The sequence below is a fragment of the Variovorax monticola genome (genome assembly GCF_051216855.1).
Taxonomy (GTDB): Bacteria; Pseudomonadota; Gammaproteobacteria; order Burkholderiales; family Burkholderiaceae_C; genus Variovorax.
Map to the genome: position 1 here is coordinate 44,248 of NZ_JBPJZP010000010.1, position 18,070 is coordinate 62,317.

At 66.2% G+C, this 18,070-nt stretch carries 18 protein-coding genes; all 18 read left to right on the top strand.

Annotated elements, in window-relative coordinates:
* Positions 1 to 51: 51 nt before the first annotated feature.
* The 18 genes from ACSFA5_RS31595 to ACSFA5_RS31680 all read left to right on the top strand — a co-directional run bounded on the left by ACSFA5_RS31595 (position 52) and on the right by ACSFA5_RS31680 (position 17,862).
* Positions 52 to 537, top strand: a complete 486-nt coding sequence (locus ACSFA5_RS31595) for an ATP synthase subunit I (RefSeq protein WP_435448038.1) — start codon at positions 52 to 54, stop codon at positions 535 to 537.
* Between the two features lie 4 nt (positions 538 to 541).
* Positions 542 to 1,411, top strand: coding sequence for a F0F1 ATP synthase subunit A (gene atpB / locus ACSFA5_RS31600; RefSeq protein ID WP_435447996.1), 870 nt, complete (start codon positions 542 to 544; stop codon positions 1,409 to 1,411).
* 60 nt (positions 1,412 to 1,471) lie between these two features.
* Positions 1,472 to 1,735, top strand: coding sequence for a F0F1 ATP synthase subunit C (gene atpE, locus ACSFA5_RS31605; protein WP_093443444.1), 264 nt, complete (start codon positions 1,472 to 1,474; stop codon positions 1,733 to 1,735).
* Positions 1,736 to 1,812: 77 nt separating this feature from the next.
* A complete protein-coding gene (locus tag ACSFA5_RS31610) occupies positions 1,813 to 2,283 on the top strand; it encodes a F0F1 ATP synthase subunit B (protein WP_435447997.1) in 471 nt (156 codons plus the stop codon).
* Positions 2,284 to 2,291: 8 nt separating this feature from the next.
* Entirely contained in the window at positions 2,292 to 2,822 is a 531-nt protein-coding gene (locus ACSFA5_RS31615) for a F0F1 ATP synthase subunit delta (protein ID WP_435447998.1), read from the top strand.
* Positions 2,823 to 2,860: 38 nt separating this feature from the next.
* On the top strand, positions 2,861 to 4,414 hold the full coding sequence (gene atpA / locus ACSFA5_RS31620) for a F0F1 ATP synthase subunit alpha (RefSeq protein ID WP_435447999.1): 1,554 nt from the start codon (positions 2,861 to 2,863) through the stop codon (positions 4,412 to 4,414).
* A gap of 33 nt (positions 4,415 to 4,447) precedes the next feature.
* The gene (gene atpG / locus ACSFA5_RS31625) at positions 4,448 to 5,323 is read left to right on the top strand and encodes a F0F1 ATP synthase subunit gamma (protein ID WP_435448000.1); all 876 of its coding nucleotides are present in this window, start codon (positions 4,448 to 4,450) and stop codon (positions 5,321 to 5,323) included.
* Positions 5,324 to 5,481: 158 nt separating this feature from the next.
* Positions 5,482 to 6,882, top strand: a complete 1,401-nt coding sequence (gene atpD, locus ACSFA5_RS31630) for a F0F1 ATP synthase subunit beta (protein WP_435448001.1) — start codon at positions 5,482 to 5,484, stop codon at positions 6,880 to 6,882.
* Positions 6,883 to 6,900: 18 nt separating this feature from the next.
* Entirely contained in the window at positions 6,901 to 7,320 is a 420-nt protein-coding gene (locus ACSFA5_RS31635; RefSeq protein WP_435448002.1) for a F0F1 ATP synthase subunit epsilon, read from the top strand.
* Positions 7,321 to 7,534: 214 nt separating this feature from the next.
* The gene (locus ACSFA5_RS31640; RefSeq protein ID WP_435448039.1) at positions 7,535 to 8,704 is read left to right on the top strand and encodes an ROK family protein; all 1,170 of its coding nucleotides are present in this window, start codon (positions 7,535 to 7,537) and stop codon (positions 8,702 to 8,704) included.
* Complete coding sequence (locus ACSFA5_RS31645) at positions 8,701 to 10,242, top strand: sugar ABC transporter ATP-binding protein (protein ID WP_435448003.1); 1,542 nt, start codon at positions 8,701 to 8,703, stop codon at positions 10,240 to 10,242. Before ACSFA5_RS31640 ends, ACSFA5_RS31645 begins: the two co-directional genes overlap by 4 nt.
* The gene (locus ACSFA5_RS31650; protein WP_435448004.1) at positions 10,199 to 11,230 is read left to right on the top strand and encodes an ABC transporter permease; all 1,032 of its coding nucleotides are present in this window, start codon (positions 10,199 to 10,201) and stop codon (positions 11,228 to 11,230) included. Before ACSFA5_RS31645 ends, ACSFA5_RS31650 begins: the two co-directional genes overlap by 44 nt.
* A 58-nt stretch (positions 11,231 to 11,288) precedes the next feature.
* Positions 11,289 to 12,251 (top strand): substrate-binding domain-containing protein, encoded by a 963-nt coding sequence (locus tag ACSFA5_RS31655; RefSeq protein WP_435448005.1) that lies wholly within the window; start codon positions 11,289 to 11,291, stop codon positions 12,249 to 12,251.
* Positions 12,252 to 12,433: 182 nt separating this feature from the next.
* Positions 12,434 to 13,597 carry a Gfo/Idh/MocA family protein gene (locus ACSFA5_RS31660; protein ID WP_435448006.1) on the top strand — a complete coding sequence of 388 codons (1,164 nt, stop codon included), beginning with the start codon at positions 12,434 to 12,436 and terminating at the stop codon, positions 13,595 to 13,597.
* Between the two features lie 25 nt (positions 13,598 to 13,622).
* A complete protein-coding gene (locus ACSFA5_RS31665) occupies positions 13,623 to 14,330 on the top strand; it encodes a phosphatase PAP2 family protein (RefSeq protein WP_435448007.1) in 708 nt (235 codons plus the stop codon).
* A gap of 76 nt (positions 14,331 to 14,406) precedes the next feature.
* The gene (locus ACSFA5_RS31670) at positions 14,407 to 14,943 is read left to right on the top strand and encodes a DUF3617 domain-containing protein (protein ID WP_435448008.1); all 537 of its coding nucleotides are present in this window, start codon (positions 14,407 to 14,409) and stop codon (positions 14,941 to 14,943) included.
* A 121-nt stretch (positions 14,944 to 15,064) separates the two neighbouring features.
* Entirely contained in the window at positions 15,065 to 16,186 is a 1,122-nt protein-coding gene (locus tag ACSFA5_RS31675; RefSeq protein WP_435448009.1) for a ligase-associated DNA damage response exonuclease, read from the top strand.
* On the top strand, positions 16,183 to 17,862 hold the full coding sequence (locus tag ACSFA5_RS31680; protein ID WP_435448010.1) for an ATP-dependent DNA ligase: 1,680 nt from the start codon (positions 16,183 to 16,185) through the stop codon (positions 17,860 to 17,862). Before ACSFA5_RS31675 ends, ACSFA5_RS31680 begins: the two co-directional genes overlap by 4 nt.
* Positions 17,863 to 18,070 lie beyond the last annotated feature (208 nt).

The following is an 18,070-nucleotide window of genomic DNA, read 5'->3' on the forward strand; positions in this document are numbered from 1 at the left end:
TATAATCAATGGCTTTGTAGATTCTGGGTCGTCATCCGGGCTTCATTCGAAATGAAAACAATCGCCCGACAAGACTCGGAGGTCGCTGAAGACCTCGACGCAGAATTCAAGCCGTTGACCGCCGATGAGGCGCGTGAACTGCGAGCAAAGAACCCTTCGGTCTCCCCATGGCGGGTGGTCGCGGGTCAGTTGGCTGTCGGTCTGGTGGTGGCTTTGGCCGCCTGGGGACTGACGGGGAGGCAAAATCTGGGTTGGTCCGCCGCTTACGGTGCGATCGCGGTGGTTGTTCCATCGGCGGTTTTCGCACGCGGGCTGACCGGTCGGTTTTCTTCCTTGAATCCGGGCACAGCCGTGTTCGGATTCTTCCTGTGGGAAATGGTCAAGATGGCCTTGTCGGTGGCGATGCTGATCGCTGCGCCAAGGCTGATTACGGCGCTGAGCTGGCCAGCAATGCTGATCGGCCTGGTGGTGACAATGAAGGCGGCCTGGTTGGCGGTGATGTTCTCGCCCCGGCGCCGGAAACAGAGAGACGAGTAACGGAATGGCTGCTGAAAACGCTGCGGAACATGGTCAGACCGCGGGTGAATACATCGTTCACCACTTGACGCACCTGCAAAGCTCCAAGCCTGGGGGCGTTGCGGACCTGACTGTTTTCAATTTCGACTCACTTTTCTTTTCGATCTTGCTCGGCGTGCTGGGTTGCTGGCTGCTCTGGCTGGCTGCCCGCAAGGCCACTTCGGGTGTTCCCGGCCGTTTTCAAGCGGCTGTCGAACTGCTCGTCGAAATGGTCGATCAGCAGGCCAAGGGCATCGTCCACAACGCCACGAGCCGCAAGTTCGTCGCTCCGCTGGCGCTCACGATCTTCGTGTGGATCTTCCTGCTCAATGCAATGGACCTGTTCCCGGTCGATTTGTTCCCGGCCATCTGGGCCAAGATCTTCCACATTGCCGGCGAAGACCCGCACCACGCCTACCTGCGCGTCGTGCCCACCGCCGACCTCTCGGTGACCATGGGCATGTCGGTCGCCGTGCTGCTGATCTGCATCTACTACAACATCAAGATCAAGGGCATCGGCGGCTGGGTCCACGAGCTGTTCACCGCACCCTTCGGCAACCACTGGGCGCTGTACCCCTTCAACTTCGCCATGCAGATGATCGAGTTCGTCGCCAAGACGGTCTCGCACGGCATGCGGTTGTTCGGCAACATGTATGCCGGTGAGCTGATCTTCCTGCTGATCGCCCTCATGGGCGGCGCCTTCACGCTGTCGGCCACCGGTATCTTCCTGGCCTTCGGCCACATCGTTGCGGGCACCGCCTGGGCCATCTTCCACATCCTGATCATCACGCTGCAGGCCTTCGTGTTCATGATGCTGACGCTGGTCTACATCGGCCAGGCTCACGAGCACCACTGATCATTCGTTTTCGTTTTTGTTTTTTGTTTTCTCTTCAACCAAAGTCCTCTAGGAGTCATCATGGAAGTTATTAGCTTTGTTGCACTGGCCGCCGGCCTGATCATCGGTCTGGGCGCTGTGGGCGCATGTATCGGCATCGGCATCATGGGCAGCAAGTACCTCGAGTCGGCCGCACGTCAGCCTGAACTCATGGGCGAACTTCAAACCAAGATGTTCCTGCTGGCCGGTCTGATCGACGCCGCTTTCATTATCGGCACCGGTATCGCTCTGTGGTTCGCAACGGCCAACCCGTTCCTGGCCCAGATCGCTCTGCTGCCGAAGTAAGTCTTTCTCCTCGGACCCGTGTCGTCGTTCCCCACTGCGGAATGGCTTCGCATTCAATCCCAAAGAGAGGGTAAAAAGTGAGCATTACCGGTACCCTGATCGTTCAGATGATCGTGTTCCTGATCCTGGTCGGGTTCACGATGAAGTTTGTGTGGCCTCCCATCGCGAAAGCGCTGGACGACCGCGCTGCGAAGATCGCCGAAGGCCTCGCTGCCGCCGACAAGGCCAAGTCCGAGCTGACCGCTGCCAACAAGCGCGTGGAAGCCGAACTGGGTCAGGCACGCAACGAGTCCGCACAGCGTCTTGCCGACGCCGAACGTCGCGCCCAGGCCATCGTTGAAGAGGCCAAGGCTCGCGCGACCGAGGAAGGCAACAAGATCGTTGCAGCCGCACGCGTCGAAGCCGACCAGCAGGCAGTGAAAGCCCGTGAAGCACTGCGCGAGCAGGTTGCCGCGCTGGCCGTCAAGGGCGCAGAGCAGATTCTGCGCAAGGAAGTGAATGCAGGCGTCCACGCCGATTTGCTCGCCCGTCTGCAGACCGAACTCTGATAGAAGCCATGGCAGAACTCGCCACCATTGCACGCCCCTACGCCGAGGCGCTCTTCAAGGCGTCGTCGTCCGACGTCGCCGGAACCAGCGCCTGGCTCGAAAAGGTAGCCGCCATCGCGGCCAATCCGGAGCTCCAGCAGTTCGCCGACAACCCGAAGGCCACGGCCGAACAGGTGATCGGCGTGGTCACTGGTGCATTCGGTGCACCGCTGGCCGCTCCTGCCCAGAACTTCCTGTCCGCGCTCCTCGATAACGGGCGTTTTTCGGTGCTGCCGGAAATTGCGAAGCAGTTCCGGGCACTGGCCAACGCGAAGAGCGGTTCGTCCGACGCCGTGGTCTACAGCGCCTTCCCGATCGACGCGGCGGCCCTGGCCACCGTGTCGGCCGCGCTCGAAAAGCGTTTCGGCCGCAAGCTCAAGGTCACGGTCCGGCAAGAGCCGGAGCTGATCGGCGGCATTCGTGTGGTGGTCGGCGACGAGGTGCTCGACACCTCCGTCAAAGCGCGCCTTGAACAAATGAAAGTTGCGCTGGCGGCCTGACGGTCTCCATCGCCTTACAAAGAAAGAAGGAAAGAGTCATGCAACTCAATCCCGCAGAAATTTCCGAACTGATCAAGAGCCGCATCGAGGGCCTCGGGGTCAGCGCCAACATCCGCAACGAAGGCACCGTGGTGTCGGTGACCGACGGCATCGTGCGCGTGCACGGCCTGTCGGACGCCATGCAGGGCGAAATGCTCGAGTTCCCGCCGAGCGCCGACGGCACGCCGTCGTTCGGCCTGGCCCTGAACCTCGAGCGCGACTCGGTCGGCGCCGTGATTCTGGGTGAGTACGAACACATCTCCGAAGGCGACACCGTCAAGTGCACGGGCCGCATCCTGGAAGTGCCTGTGGGCCCCGAGCTCATCGGCCGCGTGGTGAATGCCCTGGGCCAGCCGATCGACGGCAAGGGCCCGGTCAACGCCAAGCTGACCGACGTGATCGAAAAGGTCGCACCGGGCGTGATCGCCCGCAAGTCGGTCGACCAGCCCCTGCAGACCGGCCTGAAGTCCATCGACTCGATGGTGCCGATCGGCCGCGGTCAGCGCGAGCTGATCATCGGCGACCGCCAGACCGGCAAGACGGCCGTGGCCATCGACGCGATCATCAACCAGAAGGGCCAGGGCGTGACGTGCATCTACGTCGCCATCGGCCAGAAGGCGTCGTCGATCAAGAACGTGGTGCGTGCGCTCGAACGCGCCGGTGCCATGGACTACACGATCGTGGTGGCCGCATCGGCCTCCGAATCGGCTGCCATGCAATATGTGTCGGCCTACTCGGGCTGCACGATGGGCGAATACTTCCGCGACCGCGGCGAAGACGCGCTGATCGTCTATGACGACCTGTCCAAGCAAGCCGTGGCCTACCGCCAGGTCTCGCTGCTGCTGCGCCGCCCGCCAGGCCGCGAAGCCTACCCCGGCGACGTGTTCTATCTCCACAGCCGTCTGCTCGAACGCGCAGCCCGCGTGAACGCCGACTACGTCGAAGCCTTCACCAAGGGTGAAGTCAAGGGCAAGACCGGTTCGCTGACCGCGCTCCCGATCATCGAAACGCAAGCCGGCGACGTGTCCGCTTTCGTGCCGACGAACGTGATCTCGATCACCGACGGCCAGATCTTCCTGGAAACCAACCTGTTCAACGCCGGCATCCGCCCCGCCATCAACGCCGGTATCTCGGTGTCGCGCGTGGGCTCGTCGGCTCAGACCAAGATCATCAAGGGCCTGTCCGGCGGTATCCGTACCGACTTGGCGCAGTACCGTGAACTGGCTGCGTTCGCGCAGTTCGCTTCCGACCTGGACGAAGCCACCCGCAAGCAACTCGACCGCGGCGCCCGCGTGACCGAGCTGCTCAAGCAGGCCCAGTACAGCCCGCTGCCGATCTCGCTCATGGGTGCCACGCTGTTCTCCGTGAACAAGGGCTTCATGGACGATCTCGAGATCAAGCAAGTGCTGCCGTTCGAACATGGCCTGCATCAGTTCCTGAAGTCGAGCCACGGCCCGCTGCTGGACAAGATCGAGAAGGCCAAGGCGCTCGACAAGGAAGCGGAAGCTGAACTGACCGCGGCAATCACCGCGTTCAAGAAGTCGTTCGCCTGATCGACGCCTTGACCGACGCAAGAAGGAGCTCTCATGGCAGCTGGTAAGGAAATCCGCGGCAAGATCAAATCGGTGGAAAACACCAAGAAGATCACCAAGGCCATGGAAATGGTCTCGGTTTCCAAGATGCGCAAGGCGCAGGAACGCATGCGCGCCGCGCGCCCCTACAGCGAAAAGATCCGCACCATCGCGGCCAATCTTGGCAAGGCGAATCCCGAGTACACGCACGCGTTCATGAAGACGAACGAGGCCAAGGGCGTCGGCTTCATCGTCGTGACGAGCGACAAGGGCCTGTGCGGTGGTCTGAACACCAACCTGCTGCGCGCCGTGACCGCCAAGCTGCGCGAAGCGCAGAGTGCCGGCAACGCCATCGAATCGGTAGCCATCGGCAACAAGGGCCTGGGGTTCCTGAACCGCATCGGCGCCCGCGTGGTCGCACATGTCACCCACCTCGGCGATGTGCCGCACCTGGACAAGCTGATCGGTCCGGTGAAGACCCTGCTCGACGCCTATGCCGAAGGCAAGGTGTCGGCGGTGTACCTGTGCTACACGCGGTTCATCAACACCATCAAGCAAGAGCCGGTGGTGGAGCAGCTGCTGCCGTTGGCCGCCGAGTCGCTCGCGGTCGAGGCCGGGCAGCATTCGTGGGATTACATCTACGAGCCCGATGCGCAAAGCGTGATCGACGAACTGCTGGTGCGCTATGTGGAGTCGCTGGTCTACCAGGCCGTGGCCGAGAACATGGCGTCCGAGCATTCGGCGCGCATGGTCGCCATGAAGGCGGCCACCGACAACGCGGGCAATGTGATCGGCGAGCTGAAGCTGATCTACAACAAGACCCGCCAGGCCGGCATCACCAAGGAGCTGTCCGAGATCGTTTCCGGCGCCGCTGCGGCGGCCGGCGTGTGATCGAGGCGATACAACGGGCCGCGTTGCGGGTCGCAAGTATCTGAACCCAAGGGTGCCGGCCCGTCCGGCATTCTTGCAAAAGCGGCCCGTACTGGCACCAGGACGCTTCTGCAAGAACCTGTCGCAATTATTTAGAGATCCATCCAGAAGGAAACGTCATGGCTGAAGGAAAAATTGTCCAATGTATCGGCGCCGTGGTCGACGTGGAGTTCCCGCGTGACCAGATGCCGAAGATTTACGACGCACTGAAGTTCGAGGGCAGCGCGCTGACCCTCGAAGTGCAGCAGCAGCTCGGCGACGGTATCGTGCGCACCATTGCTCTCGGCTCTTCCGACGGCCTGCGCCGCGGCCTCGTGGTGACCAACACCAATGCGCCCATCACCGTGCCGGTCGGCAAGGCCACGCTGGGCCGCATCATGGACGTGCTGGGCGCGCCCATCGACGAACGTGGTCCGGTCAGCCAGGAACTCACCGCGTCGATCCACCGCAAGGCGCCCGCCTACGACGAGCTGTCGCCGTCGCAGGACCTTCTGGAAACCGGCATCAAGGTGATCGACCTGATCTGCCCGTTCGCCAAGGGCGGCAAGGTGGGCCTGTTCGGCGGTGCCGGCGTGGGCAAGACCGTGAACATGATGGAACTCATCAACAACATCGCCAAGGCTCACTCGGGCGTGTCGGTGTTCGCCGGCGTGGGTGAGCGCACCCGCGAAGGCAACGACTTCTATCACGAGATGGCCGACTCCGGCGTCGTGAACCTCGACAACCTCGAGGACTCGAAAGTGGCCATGGTCTACGGCCAGATGAACGAACCCCCGGGCAACCGTCTGCGCGTGGCGTTGACCGGCCTGACCATCGCCGAGTCGTTCCGCGACGAAGGCCGCGACGTGCTGTTCTTCGTGGACAACATCTACCGCTACACGCTGGCTGGTACCGAAGTGTCGGCACTGCTGGGCCGCATGCCTTCCGCCGTGGGCTACCAGCCGACGCTGGCCGAAGAAATGGGCCGCCTGCAAGAGCGCATCACGTCGACCAAGGTCGGCTCGATCACCTCGATCCAGGCCGTGTACGTGCCTGCCGACGATTACACCGATCCGTCGCCTGCCACCACCTTCGCCCACCTGGATTCGACCGTGGCGCTGTCGCGCGACATCGCATCGCTGGGCATCTACCCGGCCGTGGACCCGCTGGACTCGACCTCGCGCCAGCTCGACCCGAACGTGGTCGGCGAAGAGCACTACAACACGGCCCGTGCCGTGCAGGGCATGCTGCAGCGCTACAAGGAACTGCGCGACATCATCGCGATCCTGGGCATGGACGAACTGGCACCCGAAGACAAGCTGGCCGTGGCCCGCGCGCGCAAGATCCAGCGCTTCTTCTCGCAGCCGTTCCACGTGGCCGAAGTGTTCACGGGCTCGCCCGGCAAGTACGTGCCGCTGGCCGAAACCATCCGTGGTTTCAAGATGATCGTGAACGGCGAAGCCGACCACCTGCCGGAACAAGCGTTCTACATGGTCGGCGGCATCGACGAAGCGTTCGAAAAAGCCAAGAAGGTCGCCTAAGGCGACATGGGAACTCAGATGGCAAACACCATTCACGTCGACGTGGTCAGCGCGGAAGAGTCGATCTTCTCGGGCGAAGCCAGGTTCGTCGCGCTGCCCGGTGAAGCCGGTGAGCTCGGCATCTATCCGCGTCACACCCCTCTGATCACACGCATCCGTCCCGGCGCGGTGCGCATCGAAACGGCCGACGGCAAGGAAGAGTTCGTCTTCGTGGCGGGCGGCATTCTCGAAGTGCAGCCGCATTCCGTCACCGTGCTGTCCGACACCGCGATCCGTGGCAAGGACCTCGACGACGAAAAGGCCAACGTGGCCAAGGCTGCGGCCGAGGAAGCGCTGAAGAACGCGAAGAGCGACATCGACATCGCGATGGCGCAATCGGAGCTGACCGTGATGGCCGCCCAGATCGCGGCGCTGCGCAAGTACCGCCAGAAGAAGTAAGCAAGAGCGCCGTCTCTCTGCTCAGAAGAAGCCGCCCTCGGGCGGCTTTTTTGCGCCTGGTCTTTCTGGAGCCCATTGCGACCATCTTCGATCTGAATATGGTCGAAGTTCAGCCTTGTCTGGCTGAAGCCCTGCCCCTAGTATTCGCCGCGAAGACAAGAAAAGAACACGGAGACAAGACGTGGCACGTTGGAGTGGCATCACCGCCGATGAAATGCGCTTGCTGGAAACGACCTTCTGGTCGGCCGGCGGCTCGCGCCATGCCATGGCCGAACAACTCGGCTTTTCCAAGAGCAAGGCCAACGGCCTGATTGCCGGCCTTGTCGACCAGGGTTTGCTCGCCGAGGCCGGCCTGCAACGCTCCTCGGGCGGGCGCCGCGCCGAAAACCTCCAGCTCCACGCCGGACTCGGCGTGCTCGTGGGCATCGACATCGGTGCCACCAGCCTCGACGTGGCCGTGCTGCGCCCCGACCTGACCGTGCTGGCTCAGCACGACGAACCTGCCGACGTGCGCGAAGGCCCGACCGTCGTGCTGGCGCGCGTGCGCATCCTCATGCGCGAACTGCTGGCGCGCTGCGGCTGCAGCGCCAGGGACGTGCTCGGCATCGGCATCGGCGTGCCCGGGCCCGTGAACTTCGAGATCGGCCAGCTCGTGAACCCGCCGCTGATGCCGGCCTGGGACGGCTTCTCGGTCCGCGATTACCTGCGCGAAGACTATGCCGCGCCGGTCTTCGTCGACAACGACGTGAACCTCATGGCGCTCGGCGAGCTGTGGCGGCTCAAGCGCTCGCTGAACAACTTTCTCGTCATCAAGATCGGCACCGGCATCGGCTGCGGCATCGTCTGCCACGGCGAGGTGTACCGCGGCGCGGCCGGTTCGGCCGGCGACGTGGGCCACATCTGCGTCGACCAGGAGGGCCCGCGTTGCCATTGCGGCAACCTCGGCTGCGTCGAGGCGATGGCGGCCGGCCCCGCCATCACGCGCATGGCCGTGCAGGCTGCGCAGGCCGGCGAAAGCGCCGCGCTCGCCGAATGCCTGCGCGTGCACGGCCGCATCGACGCCATCGACGTGGGCCAGGCCAGCCGCGGCGGCGACACGGCGGCCAACGGCATCATCCAGCGCGCCGGCAGCCTGATCGGGCAGATGCTCGCGTCGGTCGTCAACTTCTTCAATCCGTCGCACGTGTTCATCGGTGGCGGCATCACGCGCATCGGCCCGCTGTTCCTCGCGGCCGTGCGCCAGAGCGTGTACCAGCGCTCGCTCGCGCTCTCCACGCGGCACCTCGAAATCCAGTACACGCCGCTGGGCATGCAGGGCGGACTGGTGGGCGCGGGCGTGCTCGCGATGCATGAGACGCTGAAGGTCCGCGGAGTGGCGCCATGAACGCAGCAGATACCAAGGGCAGCGTCGCTGTCGAGTTCGACGGCGTGGTGAAGGCCTTCGGCCCCGTGCAGGTGCTGCACGGCGTGAGCTTCGCGCTGGCGCCCGGCCGCGTGTACGGGCTGCTCGGCGAGAACGGCGCGGGCAAGTCCACGATGATGAAGATCCTGGCGGGCTACGAGCAACTCACCGGCGGCACGCTGCGCATCAACGGCCAGCCGCAGCAGTTCACGAGTTCGCGCGATGCGGAAGCACTCGGCATCGTGCTGATTCACCAGGAGTTCAATCTCGCCGAAGACCTGAGCGTGGCGCAGAACATCTTCCTGGGCCATGAAAAGAAAAAGGGCTGGCTGCTCGACGACGCGTCGATGGAGCGCGACGCCGCCGCCGCGCTCGCCGCCGTCGGCCTGCAGGTCGACCCGCGCACCAAGGTGCGAAAGCTCATCGTCGCCGAAAAGCAGCTCGTGGAGATCGCGAAAGCCATCGCCCGCCGCGCGCGCCTGCTCATCATGGACGAGCCCACCGCCACGCTCACGCCCGGCGAGACCGAGCGCCTGTTCAAGCTCATCGCGCAGCTGCGCGCCGACGGCGTGACCATCGTCTACATCTCGCACAAGCTCGACGAGGTGGAGCAGGTGACCGACGAGGTGATCGTCATGCGCGACGGCCGCTTCGTGGCGCGCGCACCCACCGCCGAGGTCACGCGCCACCAGATGGCCAACCTCATGGTGGGCCGCGAACTGGCCGACCTCTACCCGCCGCGCGACCTCGTCGTGGCCGCCGATGCGCCTGCGATGCGGGTGCGCAACTTCAACGTGCCCGGCTGGGCGCAGGACGCGAGCTTCGAAGTGCGCCCCGGCGAGATCCTCGGCTTCGCGGGCCTGGTCGGCGCGGGCCGCACCGAGCTCTTCGAAGGCCTGCTCGGCCTGCGCCCCGCGAGCGGCAGTGTCGAGATGCTCGGCCGGCCCGTGCCCGGCGGCAAGGGCTGGCGCAACCCGCGCGACGCCGCGAAGCACGGCCTCACGTACCTCAGCGAAGACCGCAAGGGCAAGGGCCTGCACGTGGACTTCGGCCTGCGCCAGAACCTCACGCTGATGGCGCTGGAGCGTTATGCGAAACCGTGGCTGCAGCCCGAGGCCGAACGCGGCGCGCTGGCCGAGGCGGTCAAGGACTACGGCATTCGCACCGGCTCGCTCGAGGTCAGGGCCTCGTCGCTGTCGGGCGGCAACCAACAAAAGCTGGCGCTCGCCAAGGTGCTGCAACCGCGGCCCAAGGTGGTGGTGCTCGACGAGCCCACGCGCGGCGTGGACGTGGGCGCCAAGCGCGACATCTATTTCCTGATCCAGCGACTCGCCCGCGAAGGGCTCGCGGTGATCGTCGTCTCGTCGGAGCTGATGGAACTGATCGGCCTGTGCCACCGCGTCGCGGTGATGCGGGCGGGCAGGCTCGTCGCCACGCTGGACGCGGACCATCTCACAGAAGAGGAGCTCATCGCTCATGCCACCGGAACAGCAGACACCCCCGCCCCCACCGCAGCCTGAATCGGCCTCGCACCGCAGCGAAGCCAAGCCCGGCTGGACCGAGCGCCTGCACGGCCTCGGTCCGGTCATCGGCCTCGTGCTGCTGTGCATCGCCGGCACGCTGCTCAACGGCGACTTCGCCACCGTCGACAACGCGATGAACGTGCTCACGCGCACGGCCTTCATCGGCATCATCGCGGTGGGCATGTGCTTCGTGATCATCTCGGGCGGCATCGACCTGTCGGTGGGCTCCATGGCCGCGCTCATCGCGGGCAGCGTGATCATGTTCATCAACTGGGCCGGGCCCGCATCGGGCTCGCCGATGCTGGCGGTGGTGATGGGCGCGGTGCTGGCCATCGTGCTCGGCGCGGTGTTCGGGCTGGCCCACGGCCTGCTCATCACCAAGGGCCGCATCGAGCCTTTCATCGTGACGCTGGGCACGCTGGGCATCTTCCGCGCATACCTGACGTACTTTGCCGACGGCGGCGCGCTCACGCTCGACAACGACCTGTCGGACCTGTACGCGCCCGTGTACTACGCGAGCCTGGCGGGCATTCCGGTGCCGGTGTGGGTGTTCGTGATCGTCGCGATCATCGGCGGCGTGATATTGAACCGCACGGCCTACGGGCGCTACGTGCAGGCCATCGGCTCCAACGAGCAGGTGGCGCGCTACGCGGCGGTGGACGTGGACCGCGTGAAGATCATGACCTACGTGCTGCTCGGCGTGTGCGTGGGCATTGCCACGCTGCTGTACGTGCCGCGCCTGGGCTCGGCCTCGCCGACCACCGGCCTGCTGTGGGAGCTCGAAGCGATTGCTGCGGTGATCGTCGGCGGCACCGCGCTCAAGGGCGGCGCGGGCAGCATCACCGGCACGGTGGTGGGTGCGATCCTGCTCTCGGTCATCAGCAACATCCTGAACCTCACCAGCATCATCAGCGTGTACCTGAACGCTGCCGTGCAGGGCTTCGTGATCATCATCGTGGCGTTCCTGCAGCGTGGACGCCGCTAGACGCCTTTCCGCGTTCCGTTCGTACGTTCGTTCCATCAACCACAAGGAGACATCCAGCATGACAAGCTTCACACGTCGTATCGCGCTCACGGCCGTTGCCGCCGCAGCCTTCGCCAGCCTGCCCGCGCTCGCCGCGGAAAAGGTCAACCTCGGGGTGTCGATTCCCGCGGCCACGCACAGCTTCATGGGCGGCATCAACTACTGGGCCAACCAGGCGAAGAAGGACCTCGAGAAAGAACACAAGGACCTGAAGATCACGATCAAGACCGCAGCCAACGCGCCCGAGCAGGCCAACCAGCTGCAAGACCTGTCGACGGTCACCAAGATCAACGCGCTGGTCGTGTTCCCGTTCGAATCGGCCGCGCTGACCAAGCCGGTCGCGCAGGTCAAGGCCAAGGGTGCGTACGTCACCGTGGTCGACCGCGGCCTGACCGACACCAGCGCGCAGGACGCCTACGTGGCCGGCGACAATACCGCCTTCGGCAAGATCCCCGCCGAATACATCGTGAAGACGCTGGGCGGCAAGGGCAACGTGGTCGCGCTGCGCGGCATTGCCACCACGCTGGACAACGAGCGCATGGACGCCTTCAACGCGGTATTGAAGGGCAGCCCCGACATCAAGCTGCTGGACGCCAAGTACGCGAACTGGAACCGCGACGACGCTTTCAAGGTCACGCAGGACTACCTCACGCGGTTCAAGCAGATCGACGCCATCTGGGCTGCCGACGACGACATGGCGGTGGGCGTGCTCAAGGCGATTGCGCAGGCCAAGCGCGACGACATCAAGATCGTGTTCGGCGGCGCCGGCGCCAAGGACATGGTCAAGACCATCATGGACGGCAAGGACAAGCGCATCGGCGCGGACGTGAGCTACTCGCCCAAGTTCATCTACGACGCGATCAAGCTCACGGCCGAAGCGCGCCTGAAGGGCGAGAAGCTGCCGGCGACGACGATCATTCCTTCGGTGTTGATCACCAAAGAAAACGCGAAAGAGTTCTATCACCCCAACTCGCCGTTCTGAGGCGCTGATGTTCTGAAGAGCGGCGGTCCCTGACTTGCTCCCTCTCCCCTTGGGGAGAGGGTTGGGGTGAGGGCAGCGGCGATGGCACAGGCTGTGCGCTTGCAAAAGCCGCAACCCTCACCCTAGCCCTCTCCCCAAGGGGAGAGGGGACAGTAACCAAGCCAGAAACACCGAGGAGATCGATGACCGACACCCCGCTTCGCAAGCTGCGCTACGCCATGGTCGGCGGCGGGCGCGACGCCTTCATCGGCGCGGTGCACCGCAAGGCCATGGCGCTCGACGGCCAGATCGAACTGGTCGCCGGTGCGCTGTCATCGAGCCCCGACAAGGCGCGCGCCTCGGGCCGCGACCTGGGCCTGGCCGACGCGCGCAACCACGGCGACTGGCAGGCGCTGCTGGCCGAAGAACTGAAGCGCCCCGCGGACGAACGCATCGACTTCGTCTCCATCGTCACGCCCAACCACATTCACTTTCCGGTGGCGCAGGCCTTCGCCGAGGCGGGCTTTCATGTGGTCTGCGACAAGCCGCTGGTGCACACGCGCGAACAGGCCGATGCGCTGGTCGCCACCGTGGCCGCGCAGGGCACCGTGTTCGGCGTCACCTACAACTACACCGGCTACCCCATGGTGCGGCAGGCGCGCGAGATGGTGCGCTCGGGCCAGCTCGGCGACATTCGCAAGCTCGTCGTCGAATACAACCAGGGCTGGCTCGCGAGCCATGTCGAAAGCGGCAGCAACAAGCAGGCCGACTGGCGCACCGACCCCGCGCGCAGCGGCGCGGCCGGCGCCATCGGCGACATCGGCTCGCATGCCGAGAACCTCGCGGCCACCGTCACCGGCCTGCAGATCGAAAGCCTGTGCGCCGACCTGAGCGCGCTGGTGCCGGGCCGCACGCTGGACGACGACGGCAGCCTGCTGCTGCGCTTCCGGGGCGGGGCGCGCGGCGTGCTCATTGCCTCGCAGATCAGCACGGGGCTGGAGAACGACCTGCGCCTGCGCGTGTCGGGCACGCTGGGCACGCTCGAATGGCACCAGGAGCAGCCCAGCCGACTGGTGCACCTGCCGCACGACGGTCCCCAGCGCGTGCTGACGCGCGGCGCGCCGTGGCTGTGCGAGTCCGCGCGGCGCGCGAGCCGGCTGCCTGCGGGGCACCCGGAAGGCTTCATCGAGGCGTTCGCGAATGTCTATGCGGGCGTGGCGGCGGACATTCGCGCGCGGCTTGCGGGGCAGGTGGCCGACCCGCTGGCGGCGGACTACCCGCGCGTGGAGGACGGCGCGCGCGGCGTCCGCTTCATCGAGCGCACGGTGGCGTCGGCGAAAAGCGAATTAAAGTGGACGCCCTGGTAGCGCGCCGTGCGCTGCACGCGCCTTCATGACACCCTCCGCACCCGACACGTCCAACCGCGCGTCCCAGACCGCACCCACCTGGCTCGCCGCCCTGTGGCAGCGCTGCACCACGCTGTTCCCGCTGAAGCTGGCCGGCAACCTGGTCGCCACCATCGGCTTCTTCCCGCTGTATTTCTGGATCATGAAAAACGCGGGCCAGGTGTGGGTGCTGCCGCTCACGGCCTTCGACCGGCTGATTGCCTTTTCGCCGGTGCTGCTGCCCGTCTACCTCTCGCTGTGGGGCTACATCGCGTTGCCGGTGCTGCTGGCCAAGGACAGGCGCGAGCTGTGGGGCTTCTCCTTCGGCTGCGCGTCGATGACCGTGTTGGCGCTGCTCGTGTTCTGGTTCATGCCCACGGCCATTCCCAACTTCGCGGTCGACACCACGCCGGGCACGTCGCTGCAGTTCCTGAAGATGGTGGACTCGGCCGGCAACGCCTTCCCCTCGCTGCACGTGTCGTTCTCGGTGTTCGCCTGCGTGGTGCTGGCGCGGCAGCTGCGCCAGGTGGGCGCGCCGGCGTGGCTTCGCGTCGTGAACGTGGCCTGGGCCGCGGCCATCGTGTATTCGACGATGGCGGTGCGCCAGCATGTGCTGGTCGATGTGCTCGGCGGCTTCGCGCTGGGCGTGGCGCTGGGCGTCGCGACGCGGCAGCGCGGCGCGGCCGCGGCACACGTGCACGCGCGTCCGGCGTAGGCCGATTGCGGTATTCCGCAGCGGCGGCGCTCGCGGTACAACCCCGGCATCGTCGTTCACCGCCGCGGGAGCCGTCATGAAGATCCGTTTGTCCGCCGCTGCCGCCTGCATGGTGGCCAGCGCCATTGCAGGCCCCGCTTTCGCGCTCGATTTTCCGGCGCGCAAGCCCGGCCTGTGGGAAATACAGACCGGCGACGGCACAGGCCAGGCCTCCGGCCCCGGTGCGGCAGGCCACAGCATGCAGCAGTGCATCGACGCGGCCAGTGACAAGGCGCTGCGCGACATGGGCCAGGGCATGGGCAAGGACATGTGTTCGAAGCAGGAGCTGCGCGCCGACGGCGGCAAGCTGGTGATGGACTCGGTCTGCAAGATCGGCAACACCACCGCCACCTCGCACGCGGTGATGAGCGGTGACTTCGGCTCGGCCTACCGCATGGAGAGCAAGTCGAGCTACAACCCGCCGCTGATGGGCCGCGCCGAAGGCACCAGCGTCATGGAAGCCAAATGGATCGGGCCCTGCAAGGCCGACCAGAAGCCGGGCGACATGGTCATGTCCAACGGCATGAAGATGAACGTGCTCGACATGATGAGCGGCCGGCCGAAGAAGCCCTGAAACAGGCGCCAGGTAGGCGCCGGGCAGGTACCGGGCAGGCACCGGGTAGGCGCCGGCCCACACCGCATCGCGGCTGCCGGGCGGCGGCGCGCCGAGCGGCCAGCGCCTACGATGGCGTGCCATGCCCGCATCCCAAGAAGAGCTCGTCGTCGCCCGGCCCGAAGGCCTGTACTGTCCGCCCGGCGATTTCTACATCGACCCCTGGCGCCCGGTGGGGCGCGCGGTCATCACGCATGCGCATTCGGACCACGCCCGCGTCGGTCATGCGCACTACCTGGCCCACACCGACAGCGAAGGCACGTTGCGCACGCGGCTCGGGCAGGACATCAACCTGCAGACCTTGCCCTACGGCGAGGCCATCGAGCACCACGGCGTGCGCGTGTCGTTGCATCCGGCCGGCCACGTGCTGGGCTCGGCGCAGGTGCGGCTCGAACACGGCGGGCGCGTGTGGGTGGCCTCGGGCGACTACAAGACCGAGCCCGACGGCACCTGCCCGCCGTTCGAGCCGGTGGCCTGCGACACCTTCATCACCGAGTCGACCTTCGGCCTGCCGATCTACCGCTGGCCCACGCAGGCCGTGCTGTTCGCGCAGATCGATGCCTGGTGGCGCGCCAATGCGCAGGCCGGGCGCGCGTCGGTGCTGTTCTGCTATGCCTTCGGCAAGGCGCAGCGCGTCCTGCACGGGGTGGACGCGAGCATCGGGCCGATCGTGGTGCACGGCGCCGTGGAGCCGCTGAATGCCGTGTACCGCGCGGCCGGCGTGGCCTTGCCGCCCACCTTGCGCGTGAGCGACGAAGGTGTCGATGCCGCCCTGCTGAAACACGCGCTGGTGCTGGCGCCGCCTTCGGCGCAGGGCACGCCGTGGATGAAGCGCTTCGGCAACTACGCCGATGCGTTCGCCAGCGGATGGATGCAGCTGCGCGGCACGCGCCGGCGGCGCGGCGTGGACCGGGGCTTCGTCATGTCCGACCATGCGGACTGGCCGGGCCTGCAGCAGGCGATTGCGGGCACGGGCGCGGAGCGCGTGTTCGTCACCCACGGCAGTGTGCAGGTGATGGTGCGGTGGCTCACGGAGAACGGGCTGGACGCGCGCGGCTTCAAGACCGAGTACGGCGATGAAGACGATCAAGAAACTCCCTCCCCTTCCGGGGGAGGGCTGGGGACGGGGCCAGCGGCGATCGACGGAGACGCCGCCGGCGCCCATCCCGACCTTCCCCCAGCGGGGGAAGGGGCCGATACATGAAGGCCTTTGCCGCGCTGTACCGCGAGCTCGATGCGAGCACGTCGAATCTCGTCAAGCAGGCCGCCTTGCAGCGCTACCTGCGCGAGGCCGACGCGGCCGATGCTGCATGGGCGGTCTACTTTCTCGCCGGCGGCAAGCCGCGCCAGCTCGTGCCCACCAAGCTCCTGCGCCTGCTCGCGCAGGAGTCCGCGGGCCTGCCGGAGTGGCTGTTCGACGAAAGCTACGACGCCGTGGGCGACCTCGCCGAGACCATCGCGCTGCTGTTGCCGCCGCCCAGCGAGACGCACGACCTCGGCCTTGCCACCTGGGTCGAGCAGCACCTGCTGCCACTGCGCGAAGCTGCAAAGACCGAGCCCGAGCAACTGGCCGACCGCCTGCGCGCGCAGTGGCGCCAGCTTGCGGCCGAAGAGCGGCTGGTGTACTTCAAGCTCATCACCGGCGCGTTTCGCGTGGGTGTGTCGAAGCTGCAGGTCACGCAGGCGCTCGCGGCCGTGGGCGGCATCGACGCCAAGCGGGTCGCGCAACGCCTGATGGGCTACACGCACATCGGGGCGCGGCCGCAGCCCGGCGACTACAGCGCGCTGGTCGCGCCGGAGTCGGGCGAAGAGCAGGTGCAAAAGACCAGCGGGCAGCCGTACCCGTTCTTCCTGGCGCATCCCTTCAACCTGCCGGTCGAGCAGTTCGATGCGGTGCTGGGGCCGCCTGCCGACTGGGTCGTCGAGTGGAAGTGGGACGGCATTCGGGCGCAGCTGGTCAAGCGCGCCGGCGTGGTCTGGGTGTGGTCGCGCGGCGAAGAGCTGGTGACCGAGCGCTTTCCCGAACTCGCCGTGCTTGGCGAGGCCTTGCCCGACGGCACGGTGCTCGACGGCGAGATCGCCGTGTGGCGCAGGGACGAGGCGTCGCCGGAAGGCGCAGGCAAGGTCCAGCCCTTTGCCGAGTTGCAGCGGCGCATCGGCCGCAAGACGCTGGGCCCCAAGCTGCTGCGCGAGATTCCGGTGGTGCTGCTGGCCTACGACCTGCTCGAATGGGAAGGCCGCGACCTGCGCGTGCTGCCGCAGTCCGAGCGCCGCGCGCTGCTCGACGAGCTGGTCGCGCGCATGCGGCACCCTTCGCTGCTGCCCAGCCCGATGCTCGCGGGCACCGACTGGAGCGACCTCGCACGCCAGCGCGAAGCCGCGCGCACCATGGGTGTGGAAGGGATGATGCTCAAGCGCCGCGACGCGCAGTACGGCGTGGGCCGCACCAAGGACGTCGGCGTGTGGTGGAAGTGGAAGATCGAGCCGCTCAGCATCGACGCCGTGCTGATCTACGCACAGCGCGGCCACGGCCGCCGCGCGAGCCTGTATAGCGACTACACCTTCGCGGTGTGGGACGGCCCGCCCGGGCAGGAAGGCCGCAGGCTCGTGCCCTTCGCCAAGGCGTACTCGGGGCTGACCGATGCGGAGATGGGTCGCGTCGACGCGGTCATCCGCAAGACCACCGTGGAGAGCTTCGGACCGGTGAAGAGCGTGAAGCCGACGCTGGTGTTCGAGCTGGGCTTCGAGGGCATCGCGCGCAGCACGCGGCACAAGAGCGGCATTGCAGTGCGCTTTCCGCGGATGCTGCGGTGGCGGGAAGACAAGCCGGTGGCGGAGGCGGACACCTTGCAGACGCTGGCGGCGTTGTTGCCGTCATGAACGATCCCGTGGAGCCCGAATTTCTCCCTCCCCTCCCGGGGGAGGGCCGGGGTGGGGGCCAGCGGCGTACCGAAGACCAGCCGCCTGTCGAAGGCCGCGTGCCCCCATCCCAGCCTTCCCCCGGGAGGGGAAGGAGCAAGACAGTCGAGCTGGGCGGTCCCGAATTTCTCCCTCCCCTCCCGGGGGAGGGCCGGGGTGGGGGCCAGCG

Bases quoted from the DNA above. Each gene is read 5' to 3' on its own strand.
- atpD (WP_435448001.1), top strand. From the start codon at position 5,482: ATGGCTGAAGGAAAAATTGTCCAATGTATCGGCGCCGTGGTCGACGTG.
- ACSFA5_RS31615 (WP_435447998.1), top strand. From the start codon at position 2,292: ATGGCAGAACTCGCCACCATTGCACGCCCCTACGCCGAGGCGCTCTTC.
- atpA (WP_435447999.1), top strand. From the start codon at position 2,861: ATGCAACTCAATCCCGCAGAAATTTCCGAACTGATCAAGAGCCGCATC.
- ACSFA5_RS31670 (WP_435448008.1), top strand. From the start codon at position 14,407: ATGAAGATCCGTTTGTCCGCCGCTGCCGCCTGCATGGTGGCCAGCGCC.
- ACSFA5_RS31660 (WP_435448006.1), top strand. From the start codon at position 12,434: ATGACCGACACCCCGCTTCGCAAGCTGCGCTACGCCATGGTCGGCGGC.
- ACSFA5_RS31655 (WP_435448005.1), top strand. From the start codon at position 11,289: ATGACAAGCTTCACACGTCGTATCGCGCTCACGGCCGTTGCCGCCGCA.
- atpG (WP_435448000.1), top strand. From the start codon at position 4,448: ATGGCAGCTGGTAAGGAAATCCGCGGCAAGATCAAATCGGTGGAAAAC.
- ACSFA5_RS31635 (WP_435448002.1), top strand. From the start codon at position 6,901: ATGGCAAACACCATTCACGTCGACGTGGTCAGCGCGGAAGAGTCGATC.
- atpE (WP_093443444.1), top strand. From the start codon at position 1,472: ATGGAAGTTATTAGCTTTGTTGCACTGGCCGCCGGCCTGATCATCGGT.
- ACSFA5_RS31645 (WP_435448003.1), top strand. From the start codon at position 8,701: ATGAACGCAGCAGATACCAAGGGCAGCGTCGCTGTCGAGTTCGACGGC.
- ACSFA5_RS31665 (WP_435448007.1), top strand. From the start codon at position 13,623: ATGACACCCTCCGCACCCGACACGTCCAACCGCGCGTCCCAGACCGCA.
- ACSFA5_RS31675 (WP_435448009.1), top strand. From the start codon at position 15,065: ATGCCCGCATCCCAAGAAGAGCTCGTCGTCGCCCGGCCCGAAGGCCTG.
- ACSFA5_RS31680 (WP_435448010.1), top strand. From the start codon at position 16,183: ATGAAGGCCTTTGCCGCGCTGTACCGCGAGCTCGATGCGAGCACGTCG.
- ACSFA5_RS31595 (WP_435448038.1), top strand. From the start codon at position 52: ATGAAAACAATCGCCCGACAAGACTCGGAGGTCGCTGAAGACCTCGAC.
- atpB (WP_435447996.1), top strand. From the start codon at position 542: ATGGCTGCTGAAAACGCTGCGGAACATGGTCAGACCGCGGGTGAATAC.
- ACSFA5_RS31650 (WP_435448004.1), top strand. From the start codon at position 10,199: ATGCCACCGGAACAGCAGACACCCCCGCCCCCACCGCAGCCTGAATCG.
- ACSFA5_RS31640 (WP_435448039.1), top strand. From the start codon at position 7,535: ATGCGCTTGCTGGAAACGACCTTCTGGTCGGCCGGCGGCTCGCGCCAT.